Raw genomic sequence first — 18,534 nt, forward strand, 5'->3', positions numbered from 1 at the left:
CCCGCCCGCCACCCGATCACGAGGCTCGGCCATGAGCAAACCTGAAGACATCGTCCGCGCGGAAAACGCCCAACTCGATTTCCGCGCCGACATGACCTACGGCGACTACCTCTGTCTGGATGCGCTGCTGAGCGCCCAGCACCCTTTGTCGCCCGAACACAACGAAATGCTGTTCATCATCCAGCACCAAAGCAGCGAGCTGTGGATGAAACTGATGCTGCACGAGCTGCGCGCCGCCGTGGCCGAGATCCGCAATGACAACCTGCCGCCGGCCTTCAAGATGCTGGCACGGGTGAGCAAGATCATGGAGCAACTGGTGCATGCCTGGGATGTGCTGGCCACCATGACGCCGCCGGAGTACTCCGCGCTGCGCCCGCACCTGGCGCGTTCGAGCGGTTTTCAAAGTTATCAGTACCGCGAGATCGAGTTCACGCTGGGCAACAAGAACGCAGCCATGCTGCGCCCCCATGCCCATCGGCCGGACCTGCTGGCTCAAGTGCAGGCCGCCTACGAGGCCCCCTCGCTCTATGACGAAAGCCTGCGCCTGCTGGCCCGCCATGGGCTGCCCCTGCCGGCCAGCCATCTCGAACGCGACTGGACGCAGCCCTATCAGGCCAGCGCCGAAGTCGAAGCGGCCTGGCTCACGGTCTACCGCGACCCGCAGCGCCACTGGGATCTGTATCAACTAGGTGAAAAGCTCACCGACCTGGAAGATGCTTTCCGCCTTTGGCGCTTCCGCCACGTGACAACGGTGGAGCGCGTGATCGGCTTCAAAAAGGGCACGGGCGGCACCTCGGGGGTGGGCTATCTGCGCAAGATGCTGGACGTGGTGCTCTTTCCCGAAATCTGGACCCTGCGCACGGATCTGTAGGTGGCATGGCCTGCCTCTATCCAGAGGCGGGCAGCCATGCTAGAATGTGGGGTTACTTTTTGGATACGTGGCAAGAGTTGGGCTTGACGCTATGGGCCGCGCGCCTTAAGCAGCCAGCCTTAAATTTTGTTGGCGACCCGCAAACCAGGAAACTCATCATGAAAGAAGGCATTCACCCCGAATACCGCGAAGTGGTGTTCATGGACGTGCAAACGGGCAGCAAGTTCGTGACCCGCTCGACCATCAACACGCGCGAATCCATCGAGCTGGACGGCAAGACCTACCCGCTCTTTAAGTGCGACGTGACTTCCGAGTCGCATCCGTTTTACACCGGCGCTCAGACCCGTATCGTCGAAACCGGCCGCGTGGAGAAGTTCCGCGCCCGTTTCGCCCGTACCGCTGGCACGGTCAAGGCTTCCTGATCGGACGCCTTTAGCGCCACCCCAGGTCGCGCGAAAAAAAGCAGCCTGCGGGCTGCTTTTTTTTCCTCTATCCGCCCGCCCGGCCGGCAAGCTGGCCCGGCTTGCGGTGATCTCTCAGCATAAGCTCCCGGTATCGCGCCGGTCGGTTACATTACGTCCGTGTCCCCAGTAACGCGCTCCACTCCCGCCCGGCTGACCGTCTCAGCCACATCCAAGCTGCCCCGCATGGTGCTGCTTGGCCTGGCGCTCGCCTATATCGTGGCCGGGCTCTTCATGCGCGACCCCTGGAAGACCGATGACGCGGTCGGCATGGCGACCATGTTCACCGCGCTGCGCGAGGGCGGCCTGACCTGGCTGCTGCCGCAGGTGGGCCAATTGGCCCATGCCGAAGAAGCCCCCATGATCACCTGGGTCGGTGGCCTGAGCATCTGGCTTTTCGGGCCGATTTTCGGCGACATTACCGCCGCCCGGCTGCCCAATCTGCTGTGGTTCGCGATGGCAGCCATGAGCGTCTGGTATGGCACCTATCTGCTGGGGCGCCGTCCGGAGGCCCAGCCGCTGGCGCTGCCTTTTGGCGGCGAGCCGCCGCCCCGCGATTACGGCCGGATGCTGGCCGATGCGGCCCTGCTGCTGCTGGTGGCCACGGTCGGCATCCTGCAGCGGGTGCACGAGACCTCCGTGGTGCCCGCCATTCTGGCCTGGCAGGCGCTCACCTTTTACGCCATGGCCCGCACGCTGGACCGCCCCCTGCTGGGCACCACGACGCTGGGTGTGGCGCTGGCCGGCGCCTTTCTGACGCGCGGCTGGATGGGCGGCGCGCCCATCATGCTGGCCGCATTGCTGGCCTTCGTGCCCCGCAGCGCCCTCTGGCAGCGGGTGCGCTGGCTGCCCTGGGCAGCGATCCTAGCCACCGCCCTCATCCTGGCCTGGTGGATCCCTGCCTCGCAGGGCAGCGATTACTGGATCCGCAACTGGAAGATCTGGAACATCGCCTCTTTCTCGTTGCCCGAACTGAGCCTGTCGGCGCGCACCCTGCGCGACCTGCCCTGGTATCTGTGGCCCACCTGGCCGCTGGCGTTGCTGGCGATCTGGCGTTGGCGCAATTGGCTGTTCGCGCCGCACATCTGGCTTGCCCTGATGCTGCTGACGACGTCCTGCCTGATGTTGTTCTTCCTGGAAGACCCCAACGACGCCGAGTACGTGCTTCTGGCCGTGCCCTGCGCGGTGCTGGGCGCGTTTTCGCTGCCCACGCTGCGTCGCGGCGTCGTCAACACCCTGGATTGGTTTGCGGTGATGTGTTTTTCACTCACCGTGGCGACCGCCTGGCTGGGCTGGGTGGCCCTGCATTTCGGCTGGCCGGCGCAGATCGCCCGCAACATCGCACGCCAGACCACCGGCTATGAGCCCGTTATTTCGTGGTTCGCCTTCGGTCTGGCCATCCTGGTCACGGCGGCCTGGGCCATGCTGGTGATCTGGCGCCTGCGGGTCAAGCCGGCCGCCCTGTGGCGCGGCACCGTGCTGTCGGCCGGCGGCCTCATCGCCACTTGGGTGCTGTTGGTGCTGTTGTGGCAACCCGCCGTGGATTACGCCCGCAGCTACCGGGGCGTATCGGGCGAACTGGCTGCGGCCATCAAGACCCACAGCCGGCCCGGCGAATGCGTGCGCGGCCTGAGCCTGGGCAGCGGCCAGCGCGCCTCCTTCCTGATTTTCGACAATCTCACCTTCAGCTACGACTCGCGCTGCACGCTCGTGCTGCAACAGACCTCGGCCAGCAGCCTGCGCGACGGCACGGCCGCCTATAGCGAAGGGGCCGAAGAGCTGTGGCACGGCGGACGCCGCGCCGACCGGCACGAGGTCTTCCGCCTGCTGCGGGTCGCGCCGCCACGATGACCGCGCAGGCCCCCGCCGGCCTGGGCGCCACGATGCGCGGCATTGTGCGCCAGGCCTGGCCCGTTCTGGTCAGCCAATGGGCTGGCATTGCATTTGGCGTGCTGGATACGACCATGACCGGCCACGCCAGCCCGCGCGACCTGGCGGCGATGTCACTGTCGGCTTCCGTGTTCATCACTGTCTTCGTTGGCTTGATGGGCGTGATTCACGCCCTGATCCCGATCGCAGCCCAGCAGTTTGGGGCCGGCCGGCCGCAGGAAGTTGGCCATGTCTGGGGCCAGGGGGTCTGGCTGGCGCTGGGGCTATCAGTCGTAGGCGGCCTGCTCATGTGCTTTCCGGACATGTGGCTGGCTTTCTCCGGCGATGTGGACCCGGCGGTACGCGAAGGCATCGCCTGGTATTTGCGCGCGCTGGTGCTGGCCTTGCCCAGCGCACTGGTGTTTCGCACCATTTATGCCCTGGGCACCGCCGTATCGCGCCCCAAGGTCGTCATGACCATCAATCTGACGGCCATCGTCTTCAAGGCGCTGTTCAACTGGCTCCTCATTTACGGCAAGTTCGGCCTGCCGGCGCTGGGCGCCGCGGGCGCGGGCCTGTCGACCGCCCTGGTGTCGTGGCTGAGCCTGGCCGCCGGCTGGTGGGTCATCCGCCATGACCGCTATTTCCAGCAGTTTCAGTTGCGCGTCGGCCGCCCCGATCCGAAAGTGCTCAAGGAGCTGCTGCGCCTTGGCCTGCCCATGGGCGGTTCCTACCTGGTCGAAGTGTCGGCCTTCACCTTCATGGCCTTGCTGGTTGCCCGCGAAGGCACGCTGGTGTCTGGCGGACATCAGATCATGTCCAACCTCGCTGCCCTGTGCTACATGATGCCCATGGCGCTGGGCGTGGCCAGCGCGGCGATGGCGGCGCAGGCCATAGGCGCGGGCCACCCTGAACTGGCGCGCCGCGTCGGCTCGGCGGGTCTGGCGCTCGGGCTGCTGGGCGCGCTGCTGACTTCGGCCATCCTGTTGCTGGGCCGGCCCGCCATCATCGCAGCCTATACCGATGATGCCGGCGTCGCCGCCGTGGCCGGTACGCTGCTGGCCATGATTCCGCTCTTTCATCTCTGCGACTCCATGCAGTGCATCAACTCCTATCTGCTGCGCGCCTACAAGGTCGCCGTGGTCCCGCTCATTCTGCAGACGGTGGCGTTGGGCGGCGTGGGCCTGATCGGGGGCTGGTGGCTGGGCTTCGGCCCCGGGCGCGGCACGCTGGACGCGTTGCGCCAATGGATACTGCCCGGCTCACCGGAAGGCGCGGGCACCATGTGGCTGATGGCCATGCTGGGGCTGGGTCTGTCTGCCCTGCTGCTGCACTTCTGGTATCGGCGCGTTCTGCGCCGGCACGCGGGTTAAGCGCCAGAAACGCGCAAGGCGCGCCGGTTGCGGATCGGCGCGCCTTGCGTGGGTACTGCGTCAAACGGCATTACTTGGCCGGCGTCGTGCTCTGGCTGTCGGCCTTGGCTTTGTGATGCGCCTTGCCCTTGGCATGCTTATGATGACCGGCCTTGCCATGGCTGCTCTTGGCCGAGCTGGACGTCGTGGCGGGCGCCGCGCCATCCGTGGGCGCCGCGAAGGCTGGCGCAGCGGCCAGCCCCAGGCACAGGGCGGAAGTCGACAGGAAAGCGGCGATGCGGGTGTGAGTGGTCATGTGTGTACTCCTCTGGAACGGTTGCTCCAATCAAGACGCGGCAAAAGGCCGAGATTCTTGTACGGAGTTGGAGGAGCGCGCGGCCCAAAAGGTTCATGCCCGCAGCGAATTATTTCGCGTGTAAAGCCTGGTCATATCGACGACAGAGCACTGAAAGATCAGGCCTCGAAAACGAGCAGGGCCACCGTGACCAGCAGCATGGCGGCGAAGGCCGCGCGCAGCCGTTTTTCCGGCAAGCGATAGGCCAGCCGGACCCCCACGGGCACGAACAGCAGGCTGCCGGCCGCCAGCGGCACGCCGACCCACCAATCCGCCATGCCGGCCCAACTGTAGGTGAGCAGCGCGATGGTAGAGCCCGGAATGACCATGGACAGGGCCAGCGCCTGCGCCGAGGTTTGCGGCAGGCGAAAGACCGAGGTCAGGATAGGCACGGCCAGCACCGCGCCGCCCACGCCGAAGAAGCCGCCCAATGTGCCGCAGACCACCCCCAGCACCACGGCCCGCCCCTGCGTGAAGGCCGGCGCCGCGGCGCGCGCCGGCGCGGACACCGCCCGGGGCTGGCGCAGGGTTTGATAAAGGTAGAACAGCGCGATACCAAACAGAAAGACCGCGAAGGTCAGGCGCAAGGTACTGGACGGGATGCCCAGCGCCAGACGCGCGCCCACCCAGGTGAACACCACGGCGCCCGCCGCGCCGGCCACCGCCGTGCGCACATCGAGCCGGGCATGCTGGTTGTATTTGCGCACGGCCATGATGATGGTGGGCAGCACCATGATGAGCGCCGTGCCCTGAGCGAGCTGCTGCGACATGCCCATCAGCAGCACCAAGGCCGGTATGGCGATCAGGCCTCCGCCGATGCCCAGCACGCCTCCCATGAAACCAATCAACGCTCCGCTGGCCAGACAGGCCGCCACCACCAGACCACTCAAGACTGCTCTCCCCGCCCTGTTTGATGTCGTTGACCCGCCGGCGCCGCGCGCGGCAGGCCCGCGCGCACTTTAGCGCAATTTGTCCAAGGCTTCCTGCAGCCGGTCCACGGCCCAGATTTCCAGCCCCTCGATGGCCTGCCGCGGCGCATTGGCCTTGGGGATGAGCGCGATGGAAAACCCCAGCTTGGCCGCTTCGCGCAAACGTTCCTGGCCGCGCGGCGCCGGGCGGATCTCGCCGGCCAGGCCGATTTCGCCGAACGCGAACAGGCCCTTGGGCAGCGGCCGGTCGCGCAGCGACGACATGATGGCCAGCAGCACCGGCAAATCGGCGGCCGGTTCGGTGATGCGCACGCCGCCCACCGCATTGACGAAGACATCCTGGTCATGGGTGGTCACGCCGGCATGGCGATGCATGACGGCCAGCAGCATGGCCAGGCGATTGCTCTCCAGGCCGACGGTCAGGCGCTTGGGATTGGGCGCATGCGAGCTGTCGACCAGCGCCTGGATCTCGACCAACATGGGGCGCGTCCCCTCCTGGGTGGCCATCACGCACGAGCCCGCGACCTGATCCTGATGCTGCGACAGAAACAGCGCGGAGGGATTGGCCACGCCGCGCAGCCCTCGGTCCGTCATGGCGAACACGCCCAATTCGTTGACGGCGCCAAACCGATTCTTGAAAGCCCGCACCAAGCGGAAAGAGGAATGGGTGTCGCCTTCGAAATACAGCACGGTGTCGACGATGTGCTCGAGCACCCGTGGGCCGGCCAGCGCGCCGTCTTTCGTGACGTGGCCGATCATGACGATGGCGATCCCGGTCTGTTTGGCCAGCCGCGTCAGTTGCGCCGCGCACTCACGCACCTGGGATACCGACCCTGGCGCGGCGGTGAGTTCGCCGCTGTAGAGGGTCTGGATGGAGTCGATGACCGCGACGGCGGGCTTTTGCTGCGATACGGCAGCCTGAATCGCCTCCAGGCGGATCTCGGCCAGGAGATTAACCGCGCCGGTCTGCAGCCCCAGCCGCCGGGCCCGCAAGGCCACTTGCTCGGCGGATTCTTCGCCAGTGACATAGAGCACGGGCACGGTGGCGGACAAGGAAGCCAGCGCCTGCAATAGCAGCGTGGATTTGCCGATGCCCGGATCGCCGCCGATGAGCACGACCGCGCCTTCGACCAGGCCGCCGCCGAGCACGCGATCGAACTCATCGAGCCCGGTGGGTTGACGCGGCGTTTCGCGCGCCTCGATATCGGCCAGGCTGCGCACCGGGCTGGACGAGGCCAGTGGCGCGTAACGATGGCTGGCGGCGGGCGCGGACGACTCGACGGTTTCTTCCAGGGTGTTCCAGGCGGCGCAATGCGGACACTTGCCCTGCCATTTGAGACTGGTGCCGCCGCACTCGGCACATACATAGACGGTTCGCGATTTGGCCATGGCGCAAGTGTACCGGCTGGGCGGCTTTGGCCATGAGACGAGCCTGCGCTTCATTTACAATTATTTCAGCGCGCAATTAACCCTGGCGCTCAGGCAGCCGGCAAGGCTATCCTTTGCGATGATGCGATGCCGCACGCCTTTCACCGCCCGGCCCGCTAGGAGTCTGTAGCATGTGCCCCCATCTGTCGCCTGATGACGACGCCGAAGACCTGGATCTGCGCGCGCACTACCGCAGCCCCCCTCCCCTTGCGCCGGAACTGGCCGCGGGGCAGGCTGCCGTGCGCCGTCCGCACGGCACCTGGCATCCTGGCTGGGGCATCGCCGGCTCGGTCGCCGTCGTGTTCAGCCTGCTGGTGTTCACCGACTACAGCAATCTCGATAATTCGGCCACGCTGGACGACGACGAAGTCGTGGCGCAAAACGACCCGCCCGACGACAGCCTGACCCAGCCGCCCGCGCTGGGCAGCTATGCGTCAGCCCCTCCGCCAGCCCTGCCGGCCTCGCTGACCACGCCGCAAAGCGGCAAAAGCCCGCTCATGCGCCCGGTGCCGCCGCCGGCCGGCCCCGATGGCACCTCACGCATCGAGTACATCCGTAATCTGTTGCGCGGCAACCAGCGAGAAGCGGCGCTGATCCAGTTGGCCGCGCTGCACCGCGATGAGGATGATCTGGAACTGCCGCCCGACTTACAGGTGCTGCTGGCCGAAGCCGAGACGCTGCCCGAACCGGATCACACCGAGTCGGGCCCGACGGCCAGCCGGCCGCCGGCGCACTGACGCGCGGGTTCAGCGTCCGCCCAGGCTGCCGCCGCCGTCCACGCCCAATACCTGGCCAGTAATGTAGGCCGCGTCATCCGAGAGCAAAAAGGCAATGGCCGCGGCGACATCGGCCGGCACGCCGATGCGGCGCATGGGAATGGACGCCAAGGTGCGCTTTTCGGCCTCGCCGCCTGCGGGATGCCCGCGGCGAAACAGTTCCGTCTCGATCGGGCCCGGCGCGACCGCATTGACGGTCACGCCATACTCGGCCAGCTCCAGCGCCCAGGTGTTGGTCAAGCCCACCAGCGCGCTCTTGGCCGCCGAATAAGCCGTGCGCTCATACGCGCCATGGATAGCCCGGCTGGCCACGTTGACGATGCGGCCTGCCCGGCGCGCCTTCATGGATTCGACGAAAGTCTGGGTCACCTGCACGGCGACGCGCACGTTCAGATCCAGCACACTGTAGAGCGTGGCCAGATCGATCTCGCCCAGCGGCTGCGGGGCGACCACGCCGACGTTGTTAACGACGGCATCGACGGGAAATTTCTCGCGGATCTCGCGCAGCACTTCTTCGGTGCGGCCGGCGTCAGCAAGGTCGCAGGCGTAGAGATAGCCGGGGAAATCCACATCCGTGGTATTGCGCGCAATTCCCACCACGTGACAGCCCAGGTCGGCCAGACGCTGTGTAAGAGCCCAGCCTATTCCCTTGGTTGCGCCCGTCACGAGCACGCATTTGTCCTTCATGGATTTCAACCTCGCTTTGTCTATCGGCCTGCCTTAGCGGCAATAGGCGTCTTGTAACTTGACTGGCCCGTCTTGGCTAGACCCCGCGGCAGCCGAGGCGGCAAGCTGGTTTCAGCGGATTTCCGTCACGGGCACGCGCTGAGCCAGGGCCGTGAGCAGTTCGTAGCCGATGGTGCCGCCCGCCGTGGCCACTTCGTCCACGCTCGGACCGCCCTCGCCCCAGAGCACCACAGGGCTGCCCACGCCCGCGGCCCGCACCGGACCCAGGTCTACGGCCAGCATGTCCATGGAGACACGGCCCAGCACCCGGGTCGGCACGCCCGCCACGGTAATGGGGGTGCCCGTGCCGCAATGGCGCGGATAACCGTCGGCGTAGCCGCAAGCGACCACCCCGATACGCATGGCCTCGGGCGCGGTGAAGCTGGCGCCATAACCTACGGTTTGGCCGGGCTGCAGTTGCTGCACCCCGATGAGTTCGGACGTCAGCGTCATGGCCGGGCGCAGATCCAGCACGGCGGCGTTCTCGTCATCGAAGGGCGACGCGCCGTACAGACAGATCCCGGGACGGACCCAGTGCGCATCGCCTCCGGGCTGGCCGATGGCCAGCTGGGGATAGCGCAAGGTGCCCGCCGAATTGCAGACACTCACCGGCCCGGGCAGGCTCTGCGTGGCGGCCTGGAAAACCTCCCACTGCCAGTGCGGGCCCTGCGCGCTGTCGGCCGTGGCGAAGTGGGTCATTTTGCCTACGCTGCCCAGTACGCCCCGCTGCTGCAGCTGGCGGGCTGCCTCAAAGGCCTGACCATAGGCCTGCGGCGCGAAACCGAGACGGTTCATGCCGCTGTTGAGTTTGACCATGGCGTTGATACGATGCGCCGGGCGGGCATGCGCCAGCATGTCCAATTGTTCCTGGCAGTGTATGGCCGTGCTCAGGTGGTAGCGGTCCAGCAGCTCCAGATCGCGCGGCTGAAAGAATCCCTCGAGCAGCATGATGGGCCCGCCCCAGCCGGCCTCGCGGCAGCGCACCGCCTCGTCCAGATCCAGCATGGCCAGGCCTTGCGCTTCGGAGAACGCGCCCACGGCGCGCTCGATGCCATGGCCATAGGCGTTGGCCTTGATGACGGCCCAGATCGAGGGCGGAACCCCCCCTTCGGCCTCGGCCCGGCGATCCAGGCGCCGACGCACGACGGAAAGGTTATGACGCAAAGCCGAAGGCGAAATCAAGGCGGAGATGGGACGTGGCATGGTAGCTTTCTTCCTGAGTCGGATAGTCTAACGTATCCAACCGGGCGGCCACCGTTGCCGCGCCTCTCGTTGAGCCGTCCTGCGGCACGTTTTTCGCATGTCTTCCATGGCTGTTGATCACTACGAAAATTTCCCTGTCGCCTCCCTCCTGCTGCCCCGGCCGTTGCGCCAGGCCGTGCGCGACATTTACCGCTATGCCCGCGCCGCCGACGACATCGCCGACGAGGGCGACGCCGACGATGAGCAGCGTCTGGCCAGCCTGGAGCGTTTTCGCAGCGAATTGCATCGCATCGGCGCCGGCCCCAGCCAAGCTGGCCCGGCAGACCTGGCGCCCATTTTCGAGCCGCTGGCCGTCACCCTGAGACGCCACCAGCTGCCCATCACGCCGTTTTTCGATCTGCTGTCGGCCTTCGAGCAGGACGTCGGCACCAAACGCTACGCCGACTTCGCCACCCTGCGCGACTACTGTTCGCGTTCAGCCGACCCCGTCGGGCGCCTCATGCTGCACCTGTACGGCGCGGCCACGGCCGAGAACATCCGTGATGCCGATGCCATCTGCACCGGCCTGCAATTGACCAATTTCTGGCAGGACGTGCGGGTGGATTGGCGCAAGGGCCGCGTCTATCTCCCGCAGGAGGACCTGCAGGCGCACGGCGTCAGCGAGGAAGACCTTGCCGCCTGCCGCCTGACCCCAGCCTGGCGGGCCCTCATGGCGTTCCAGATCGAACGCACGCGCGCACTGCTACACTCTGGCGCTGCGCTGCCGCGCCGCCTGCCCGGCCGCATCGGCTTCGAACTGAAGCTGGTGGTCCAGGGCGGCTTGCGCATCCTGCAACGCATCGAGCAGGCCAACTACGATGTTTTCATGAATCGCCCGCAACTGGGCGCCCGAGACTGGGCGCTCATGGCGTGGCGCGCCCTAACTTGATATGACCCCTGACGAATACTGCCAGGAGAAAGCCGCCAAGAGCGGCTCCAGCTTCTACTACGCCTTTCTGTTCCTGCCCCCGGAACGGCGGCGCGCCATCACGGCCCTGTACGCCTTCTGTCGCGAGGTGGACGACGTGGTGGACGAGAGCAGCGACCCCCAATTGGCCCGCGTGAAACTGGGCTGGTGGCGCACGCAGATCGACGCCATGTTTGCCGGCAAGCCCGAGCACCCCGTCACCCGCGCGCTGCAGCCCCACGTCCAGCCGCACGGCATCAGCCGGCAGCGTCTGCTGGCCGTCATCGACGGCATGGAAATGGATCTGGACCAGACCCGCTATCTGGATTGGCCTGGCCTGCGCAAATATTGCTGGCACGTGGCCGGCGTGGTGGGCGAGATGTCCGCGGCGATTTTCGGCTACTCCGAAGAGGCGACGCTGGAATATGCCGCCAAACTGGGCCTGGCCTTCCAGCTCACCAACATCATTCGCGACGTGGGCGACGACGCCCGGCGCGGCCGCATCTATCTGCCGATCAACGATCTGCAGCAGTTCGAGGTCAAGGCCAGCGATATTCTCAACGGCAGTTACTCCGAGAATTTCTCCGCGCTGATGGCTTTCGAGACCGCGCGGGCGCGCGAACTGTATCGCGAGGCCATGCAGGCCCTGCCCGAGGCGGACATCCGCGCCCAACGCCCCGGCCTGATGATGGCCGCCATCTATTACGCCCTGCTCGAGGAAATCGAGCGTGACAACTGGCAGGTGCTGCACCAACGCATCTCGCTGACACCGCTGCGCAAACTGTGGCTGGCCTGGAAAACCTGGGTGGGCGGAGGTCGCGGCGTCGTGCGCAGGTTGGGGCGATGAAGGTCGCCGTCATCGGAGCCGGTTGGGCCGGCCTCGCGGCCGCCGCCGCGCTGCGCGAGGCCGACGCCAAGGTCACCGTGTTCGAGGCCGGGCGCACCCCGGGCGGGCGCGCCCGCCGCGTGGTGCATCCGGCCTTCGGCGCCGACCTGGACAACGGCCAGCACGTCATGCTGGGCGCCTATGCTGAAACCCTGGCCCTCATGCGCCGCCTGGGCCGCAACCCCGACGCGTTGCTGATGCGCCGCCCCCTGCGGCTGGCCAGCCTGGACCGGCAATTTTTGCTCTCGGCGCCGCCCTTGCCTGCGCCGCTGCACGCCGCGGTCGGGCTGTTGCTGGCGCGCGGCCTGAGCCTGGGCGAGAAGTTCGCGGCGCTGCGGCTGATCCGCGCGCTGCAGCATTGCCAGTGGCAGCCGCCGCGCGACTGGACCGTGGCCAGCCTGCTGGATTATCACGCCCAACCCGAGGCCGTGGTGCGCAATGTGTGGGCGCCGCTCTGCCTGGCTGCCCTGAACACCCCGCTGGTGCAGGCCAGCGCCTCGCTGTTTGCCACGGTGCTGCGCGACACGCTGGCCGGCCACCGCCGCAACAGCGACGTCCTGTTGCCCTGCGTCGACCTGTCGGCCCTGTGGCCGGACGTGGTCGCGCTGCAGGTCAAGATGCGTTATGGCGACACCGTGCGCCGGCTGCAGCCCTCGGCCGGCGCGGTCGACGTCAACGACGAGAGTTTCGACGCGGCCGTCGTGGCCGTGCCGCCGGCCATTGCGGCGCGATTGCTGGGCAATGCCTTGCGCACCTCGCAATCGCCGGGACTGCTGCGCGCGCTGCAAGCCTTCGAATACCAGCCCATCGCCACCCTGAATCTGCGTCTGGCCGCGCCCTGGTCATTGCCAGAGCCCATGATGATGCTGCGCGAAGACGCCAGCCGCGGCCAGGTCGGCCAGTGGCTGTTCGACCGCGCGCGCCTGACCGGCAAATCCAAGACCGGCGAACTGGCCCTGGTCTGCAGCGCCGCGGCCACCGTCGCCAACATGGAGCGGCAGGATGCCATCGACGCGCTGATCGGCCAGATCGAGGAGCAATCCGCCAAAGCCGGCTTACCGCCGCTGCCGGCGGTGGAAGTGGCTGAACTGTTCATAGAAAAACGGGCTACCTTTGCCTCGGTGCCCAAACTCACCCGGCCGCTGAACAGCACGCCCTGGCCGAATCTGGCGCTGGCGGGAGACTGGACCGACACTGGCTATCCCGGCGTGCTCGAGGGGGCCGTGCGCAGCGGCCTGGCCGCCGCTCGGGTGCTGCTGTCAGGCCGGCCGGCCTGAGCTGCGCCTCAGCGGCCCAGCCAGTGGGCCGTCGCCAGGCCCAGCGCCGTCAGGCACAATGAACCGGCCAGGCTGACCGCGGCGTAGCCCGCGGCCGGCCCGATCTGCCCCCGCTCCAGATACTGCACGACTTCCGCCGAGAAGGTCGAAAACGTCGTCAGACCGCCGAGAAAACCGGTCACCAGGGCCAGCCTGAGCCAGGCCGGCCACTCCGGATGCAGGGCCACCAGGCCCAGCACCAGACCGATCAAATACCCCCCGCCCAGATTGGCCGCCAGCGTGCCCCAGGGCCACGCGCCGTCATTGAACCGCACGCCCAGCAACCAGCGCAGCCAGGCGCCGACGGCCGCGCCCAGGCCAATGACGAGAAAATGCAGCGGGATCAGCATGAGGGGAGAGCCCGGCGCTTAGCCGGCGTGGCGCTTCATGCGAACGGCCAGCACCAGCAGCAGGATGCCGAAAAACACCGCGTACACGCCGATCACCCACACCAGGGCCAGCGCGCCTGCGCCCGGCTGGACGACCAGCATCAGGCCAAAGAGCAGCGAAATCAGGCCCGACAAGCCGTGCAGCCATTCATTCTGCATTTCCTTGCGGAAGCGAATGGCGGCGATGATCTGGAACACCCCGGACACGATGGCCCAGAAAGCAATGATGTAGAGCAGCATCAGCGCGGTGATGCCCGGCCACAGAAAGGTCACGATACCGGCGGCCAGGCCGGTGATGCCCACCAGGATCAAAGGCCACAACGGCTTTTGCTGGTCCCGGATGCGCCAGCCGGCGATCAGGGCGAACACGCCGTCGACCAGGGCATAGGCCCCCCAGACCATGACCAGAATCGCCAGGGTCAGGCCAGGCAGAAACATGGCCAGCAAGCCAAACAGGACCGCCACCACGCCACGCAGCGCGACCCAACTCCATTGCTTTCCTACGTTTTGCGGAATATCGATCATGGAAATCTCCAAAGAAAATCGGACCCTCGACTGACGGGTTGCGCACATCTTATCCCCCGTTCCGTCCCCGCGCCATATCACGTCGGCGAAACAAACTGAAATACCAACCCGGAAATCCTGGTTAAGATTCATTCTCATTGAGTGCTAGAATTCGCCACCTCCGCGGCACTGCACCATGACCGAAAGACACGCCAGCCAGCGACGCGCATACTGGCTGAAAACCCTGCACACCTGGCACTGGATCAGCTCGGCAATCTGCCTGCTGGGCATGCTGCTCTTTGCCTTCACGGGCCTGACGCTCAACAACGCCTCGCACATCGAAAGCAAGGCCCGCGTCCAGACGCGCCACGTCCAGTTGCCCGCGCCCATGCTCGCCTCGCTCAAAGAAGCTGCCGCGCGCCGCGCCGCCCGGCTGCCGCAACCGGCCGGCGCCTGGCTGGAACAGGAACTCGACGTGGACGCCTTGCGCGTCAAGCCCGAGTGGTCCTCGGATGAGGCCTATTTATCACTCCCCCGGGCCGGCGGCGACGCCTGGCTGTCCATCGACATGCAAACCGGCGAGGTCGAGTACGAGCGTACCGATCGCGGCTGGATCGCCTATCTCAACGATCTGCACAAAGGCCGTCACACCGGCCAGGCCTGGAGCTGGTTTCTCGATCTGTTCGCCCTGGCCTGTCTGGTCTTTTCCCTGACCGGGCTGGTGCTCTTGAAAATGCACGCCGGCCACCGCGCCGCCACCTGGCCCATGGTCGGGCTCGGCGTCGTGATTCCCGCCGTGCTCGCACTGCTTTTCATCCATTGATCGCTCTCGCGGAAAACGATATGCGCAAACTGTTGCTCTCTCTTGTCCTGGCCGGCGCCATCGCGCGCACGGCGCAGGCGGCCGATCTCAATGTCAGCGTGGAAATCCCCCGGCTGGACGTCGCGGAATACCATCGCCCCTATGTCGCCATCTGGATCGAACGCGACGACCAGAGCATCGCCGGCGATCTGGCGGTCTGGTACGACGTGGCCAAGAAGAACAACGAAGGCACCGAATGGCTCAAGGACATGCGCCAATGGTGGCGCCGCAGCGGCCGCAACCAACAATTCCCGGTCGATGGCGTCAGCGGCGCCACGCGCCCGGTGGGCAAGCACGAACTGGCCTTCTCCGGTAAAGCCCAACCCCTGGCCGACCTGCCGCCGGGCAACTACGCCGTGGTGGTGGAGGCCGCCCGCGAGGTCGGCGGCCGTGAACTGCTGCGCCTGCCCTTTGCCTGGCCCCCCAAGGCTGCCGCCAGCCAGACCGTCAAGGGCGAACATGAGCTCGGCGAAATCGCCTTGCAGCTCAAGCCCTGATCCCATCGCACACACGGAGTCCCGAACATGAAGCTCTTCGCCAAACTGAGTCTTGCCGCCGCGCTCATCCTGCCGCTGGGCGCTCACGCCCACGATATGTGGTTGCTGCCCTCGTCCACCGTGCTATCCGGCGCCAACGGCTGGGTCACGGTCGATGCGGCGGTCAGCAATGACAAGTTCTACGCCAATCACGCGCCGCTGCGCCTGGACAATCTGGTCATCATCGCGCCGGACGGCAGCCAGGTGCAGGCCGAAAACGCGCACCGCGGCAAGCTGCGCAGCACTTTCGATCTGCCGCTGGCGCAAGCCGGCACCTATCGCCTTGCCGTGGTCAATGACGGCGTCTTCGCGCGCTGGAAAGAAGACGGCAAGCCCAAGCGCTATTTCGGCAAGGCCGAAGGGCTGGCCGAAGCGGTGCCGGCCAAGGCCCAGGATCTGGAGATCACCCAGGCGCTGGGCCGGGTGGAAACCTTCGTGACCTCCGGCAAACCGAGCCCGCTCAAGCCGGTGGGCCGCGGGTTGGAGATGGTCGCCGTCAGCCATCCCAATGATCTGTATTCCGATGAGGCCGCCACCTTCCAGATGATGGTGGACGGCAAGCCGGCCGCCGGCCTGGAAGTGACGGTCGTGCCCGATGGCGGCCGCTATCGCGACAAGGTCGAAGAGATCACGCTCAAGACCGACGCACAGGGCAAATTCCAGATCAAGTGGCCGCGCCCCGGCATGTACTGGGTGGAAGCCCGCCAGGAAGACAAGCATGTGTCCGTACCCAAGGCGACGATGCGCCGCCTGACCTACGCCGGCACGCTGGAAGTGCTGCGTCCCTGACGCGTATGCGGCACACCATCGTCGCGGCCCGGGATTACGGCGCCGCCTTGCGCCGTCCCGTCGCACTGGCAGGCGCCACCATGGGCACGACCTGGTCGCTGCGGCTGACTGCCCCGCTGGGCCTGTCCGATGCGGGCATTCAGGCCGCGGTACAGGGCGCGCTGGATGACGTCGTGGCCCAGATGAGCCACTGGTCGAACGACTCGGATCTGGCGCGCTTTAACCGTGCGGCGCCGGGCTGGCAAGCCCTGCCGCCGGCCCTGCTCCATGTCCTGGACTACGCCTTGGGCCTGGCGCGCGACACCGACGGCGCCTGTGACCCCACCCTGGGAGAATGGGTGGATATGTGGGGGTTTGGCCCGCGCCGCGAGGTGTCGGAGCCGCCATCGCCGGACCTGATCGCCCAGGCGGGCGCACGCTGCGGCTGGCGGCGGCTCGCCCTGGATCTGCCTCGCGGCATGGCCTGGCAAGCGGGCGGTTTGCGGCTCGATCTTTCCGCCATCGCCAAGGGCTATGGCGTCGATGCCGCCGCCTGGGCGCTCGAGGCCCTTGGCCTGCATCACTATCTGGTCGAAGTCGGCGGCGAGCTGCGCGCGCGCGGCACGCGTCCCGACGGCCAGCCCTGGCGCGTAGCCGTCGAAGTGCCCGACGGCAGCGGCTCGCACGCCCTGAGCCTGACGCTGCACAACCAGGCCATCGCGACCTCGGGTGACTACCGCCGCTATATGGAGCACGGCGGGCGGCACTATGCCCATACGCTCGATCCGCGCAGCGGCCGGCCGCTGGACAACGATCTGGCTTCGGTCACGGTGCTGCACGCCGGCTGCATGCAGGCCGATGCGCTGGCCACCGCGCTGAATGTCATGGGCGAATCCCGGGGCATGGACTATGCGCGCCATCACGCGCTGGCGGCGCTGTTCATCGTGCGCGGCAGTCAGGGCTTGCGGCTGGCGCCCAGCCCTGCCTTCCGGCAATTGGGCGCGGCCGGCCTATGAACGCGCGCATCGCCGCTGCCGTGCTGCTGATGGCGGCCTGGGCGCTGCTGAGCTGGCGAGCCTGGCGCCGCGTCCGGGTGACCCGCCAGCCGCCCCCGGACACCGGCGGCTGGCTGGTGGCCCATGCCAGCCAGACCGGGTTGGCGCAACAACTGGCCGAGCAGAGCGCGGCGGCGCTGCGCGCAGCAGGCCATGCCACCACCGTTCTACCCCTCAATCACGTCGATGCCGCGCGGCTGGCCGCCTGCCAGCGTGCGCTCTTTCTGGTCAGCACCTACGGGGAAGGCGACGCACCGGACGGCGCGGCTCGTTTTGCCCAGGAAGTCATGCGGCCCGCCTCGCCCGGCCCGCTGGCGCATCTGCGCTACGCGCTGCTGGCATTGGGCGACAGCAGTTACACCCACTTTTGCGGTTTCGGCCGCGGCCTGGACCATTGGCTGGCCGCGCAAGGCGCGCAGCGGCTGTTCGACCGCGTCGATGTGGACCAGGCCGATCCGGCCGCGCTGCGCCATTGGCAGCGAGAGCTCGTGAGCGCCTGCGGCGCCGCCGAGCAGGCCGCTTGGCAACCCCCCGACTACCAGCGCTGGCGCTTGAGCGCGCGCGTTCATCTCAACCCTGGCAGTTCGGGCGGCCCCTGCTATCTGCTGAGCCTGGTGTGCGACGCCCAAGCCAGTTGGCAAGCCGGCGATATTGCCGAAGTCGGCCCGCGCGCGGCAGTCGATGCGCCCCTGCAGCATCATCGTGAATACTCGATTGCGTCCTTGCCGGCCGACGGCTGCCTGCAGTTACTGGTCAGGCAGCAGCGCCAAGCCGATGGCAGCCTGGGCCTGGGCAGCGGCTGGCTGACCGAGCGCTGCCCCCTTGGCGCAGAGGTCGCCTTGCGCGTGCGCAGCAATCACGGCTTTCATCTGCCCCCGGGGCCGCGTCCGCTCATTCTGATCGGCAATGGCACCGGCCTGGCGGGTCTGCGCGCCTGGCTCAAAGCGCGCGTGGCCGCGGGCCATCGCCGCAACTGGCTGGTCTTTGGCGAACGGCACTCGGCGCACGACGCCTTGCTGCAAGATGAGCTGCGCGACTGGCAGGCGCAAGGCATGCTGCCCGAGCTGGATCTGGTGTACTCGCGCGAAGGTCAGGGCTATGTGCAGGACCGCCTGCGCGCACGCGCGGCGACGCTGCGCACCTGGGTCGATCGCGGCGCCATCATTGCGGTCTGCGGCAGCCTGCAAGGTATGGCGCAGGGGGTGGACGACGCCTTGACGGATATCCTCGGCGCGCCTGTCGTGCTGGCCTTGCGCGCCGATGGCCGCCTGCGGCGCGATGTCTACTGACACCGCGCCACAC

The 18,534-nt window shown here is 67.1% G+C and carries 20 protein-coding genes; 13 read left to right on the forward strand and 7 right to left on the reverse strand.

Annotation, left to right across the window (positions count from 1 at the left end; all coding sequences use genetic code 11):
• The first annotated feature begins 31 nt into the window (after positions 1–31).
• The 4 genes from kynA to CAL22_RS14945 all read left to right on the forward strand — a co-directional run bounded on the left by kynA (position 32) and on the right by CAL22_RS14945 (position 4,574).
• Positions 32–871 carry a tryptophan 2,3-dioxygenase gene (kynA, locus tag CAL22_RS14930; RefSeq protein ID WP_094814556.1) on the forward strand — a complete coding sequence of 280 codons (840 nt, stop codon included), beginning with the start codon at positions 32–34 and terminating at the stop codon, positions 869–871.
• A 158-nt stretch (positions 872–1,029) separates the two neighbouring features.
• Positions 1,030–1,293 carry a type B 50S ribosomal protein L31 gene (locus tag CAL22_RS14935; protein ID WP_094814558.1) on the forward strand — a complete coding sequence of 88 codons (264 nt, stop codon included), beginning with the start codon at positions 1,030–1,032 and terminating at the stop codon, positions 1,291–1,293.
• 159 nt (positions 1,294–1,452) lie between these two features.
• Positions 1,453–3,183, forward strand: coding sequence for an ArnT family glycosyltransferase (locus tag CAL22_RS14940; protein ID WP_094814560.1), 1,731 nt, complete (start codon positions 1,453–1,455; stop codon positions 3,181–3,183).
• Positions 3,180–4,574, forward strand: coding sequence for an MATE family efflux transporter (locus tag CAL22_RS14945; protein ID WP_094814562.1), 1,395 nt, complete (start codon positions 3,180–3,182; stop codon positions 4,572–4,574). The genes CAL22_RS14940 and CAL22_RS14945 overlap by 4 nt, the downstream gene beginning before the upstream one ends.
• A gap of 70 nt (positions 4,575–4,644) precedes the next feature.
• Here the strand turns inward: CAL22_RS14945 and CAL22_RS14950 are convergent, their stop codons facing one another.
• From CAL22_RS14950 to radA, 3 genes are all read right to left on the reverse strand, one after another.
• Positions 4,645–4,869 carry a hypothetical protein gene (locus CAL22_RS14950; RefSeq protein WP_094814564.1) on the reverse strand — a complete coding sequence of 75 codons (225 nt, stop codon included), beginning with the start codon at positions 4,867–4,869 and terminating at the stop codon, positions 4,645–4,647.
• Between the two features lie 158 nt (positions 4,870–5,027).
• Complete coding sequence (locus CAL22_RS14955; protein ID WP_094814566.1) at positions 5,028–5,798, reverse strand: sulfite exporter TauE/SafE family protein; 771 nt, start codon at positions 5,796–5,798, stop codon at positions 5,028–5,030.
• A gap of 69 nt (positions 5,799–5,867) precedes the next feature.
• Positions 5,868–7,226, reverse strand: coding sequence for a DNA repair protein RadA (radA, locus tag CAL22_RS14960; RefSeq protein WP_094814568.1), 1,359 nt, complete (start codon positions 7,224–7,226; stop codon positions 5,868–5,870).
• Between the two features lie 170 nt (positions 7,227–7,396).
• On the opposite strand from radA, the gene CAL22_RS14965 reads away from it, so the two are divergent.
• Complete coding sequence (locus tag CAL22_RS14965; protein WP_244193901.1) at positions 7,397–8,002, forward strand: hypothetical protein; 606 nt, start codon at positions 7,397–7,399, stop codon at positions 8,000–8,002.
• A 9-nt stretch (positions 8,003–8,011) separates the two neighbouring features.
• Here the strand turns inward: CAL22_RS14965 and CAL22_RS14970 are convergent, their stop codons facing one another.
• Positions 8,012–8,728, reverse strand: a complete 717-nt coding sequence (locus tag CAL22_RS14970; protein ID WP_094814570.1) for an SDR family oxidoreductase — start codon at positions 8,726–8,728, stop codon at positions 8,012–8,014.
• A 111-nt stretch (positions 8,729–8,839) separates the two neighbouring features.
• Positions 8,840–9,970 (reverse strand): alanine racemase, encoded by a 1,131-nt coding sequence (alr, locus tag CAL22_RS14975; RefSeq protein WP_094814572.1) that lies wholly within the window; start codon positions 9,968–9,970, stop codon positions 8,840–8,842.
• Positions 9,971–10,076: 106 nt separating this feature from the next.
• Between alr and hpnC the strand changes: the two genes are divergently transcribed.
• From hpnC to hpnE, 3 genes are read left to right on the forward strand one after another with little or no spacing between them, the layout of a single operon-like run.
• The gene (gene hpnC / locus CAL22_RS14980; RefSeq protein ID WP_094816661.1) at positions 10,077–10,898 is read left to right on the forward strand and encodes a squalene synthase HpnC; all 822 of its coding nucleotides are present in this window, start codon (positions 10,077–10,079) and stop codon (positions 10,896–10,898) included.
• A gap of 1 nt (position 10,899) precedes the next feature.
• The gene (hpnD, locus tag CAL22_RS14985) at positions 10,900–11,763 is read left to right on the forward strand and encodes a presqualene diphosphate synthase HpnD (protein WP_094814574.1); all 864 of its coding nucleotides are present in this window, start codon (positions 10,900–10,902) and stop codon (positions 11,761–11,763) included.
• Complete coding sequence (hpnE, locus tag CAL22_RS14990; RefSeq protein ID WP_094814576.1) at positions 11,760–13,079, forward strand: hydroxysqualene dehydroxylase HpnE; 1,320 nt, start codon at positions 11,760–11,762, stop codon at positions 13,077–13,079. Before hpnD ends, hpnE begins: the two co-directional genes overlap by 4 nt.
• Positions 13,080–13,087: 8 nt before the next feature.
• Here the strand turns inward: hpnE and crcB are convergent, their stop codons facing one another.
• Together crcB and CAL22_RS15000 are read right to left on the reverse strand one after the other, a co-directional pair.
• On the reverse strand, positions 13,088–13,468 hold the full coding sequence (crcB, locus tag CAL22_RS14995; protein ID WP_094814578.1) for a fluoride efflux transporter CrcB: 381 nt from the start codon (positions 13,466–13,468) through the stop codon (positions 13,088–13,090).
• 18 nt (positions 13,469–13,486) lie between these two features.
• Positions 13,487–14,032 carry an HdeD family acid-resistance protein gene (locus CAL22_RS15000; protein WP_094814580.1) on the reverse strand — a complete coding sequence of 182 codons (546 nt, stop codon included), beginning with the start codon at positions 14,030–14,032 and terminating at the stop codon, positions 13,487–13,489.
• A gap of 175 nt (positions 14,033–14,207) precedes the next feature.
• Here CAL22_RS15000 and CAL22_RS15005 point away from each other — a divergent pair, with 175 nt between their 5' ends.
• From CAL22_RS15005 to CAL22_RS15025, 5 genes are read left to right on the forward strand one after another with little or no spacing between them, the layout of a single operon-like run.
• Positions 14,208–14,834, forward strand: coding sequence for a PepSY-associated TM helix domain-containing protein (locus tag CAL22_RS15005; protein WP_094814582.1), 627 nt, complete (start codon positions 14,208–14,210; stop codon positions 14,832–14,834).
• Positions 14,835–14,854: 20 nt separating this feature from the next.
• Positions 14,855–15,370 (forward strand): DUF2271 domain-containing protein, encoded by a 516-nt coding sequence (locus CAL22_RS15010; protein WP_094814584.1) that lies wholly within the window; start codon positions 14,855–14,857, stop codon positions 15,368–15,370.
• 27 nt (positions 15,371–15,397) lie between these two features.
• Complete coding sequence (locus tag CAL22_RS15015; RefSeq protein ID WP_094814586.1) at positions 15,398–16,198, forward strand: DUF4198 domain-containing protein; 801 nt, start codon at positions 15,398–15,400, stop codon at positions 16,196–16,198.
• Positions 16,199–16,203: 5 nt separating this feature from the next.
• Positions 16,204–17,193 carry an FAD:protein FMN transferase gene (locus tag CAL22_RS15020; protein ID WP_094814588.1) on the forward strand — a complete coding sequence of 330 codons (990 nt, stop codon included), beginning with the start codon at positions 16,204–16,206 and terminating at the stop codon, positions 17,191–17,193.
• Positions 17,190–18,521: a sulfite reductase subunit alpha gene (locus CAL22_RS15025; protein ID WP_094814590.1), complete on the forward strand. Its 1,332-nt coding sequence runs from the start codon at positions 17,190–17,192 to the stop codon at positions 18,519–18,521. Before CAL22_RS15020 ends, CAL22_RS15025 begins: the two co-directional genes overlap by 4 nt.
• Positions 18,522–18,534 lie beyond the last annotated feature (13 nt).

The organism is Bordetella genomosp. 12, from assembly GCF_002261355.1.
Taxonomy (GTDB): domain Bacteria; phylum Pseudomonadota; class Gammaproteobacteria; order Burkholderiales; family Burkholderiaceae_B; genus Bordetella.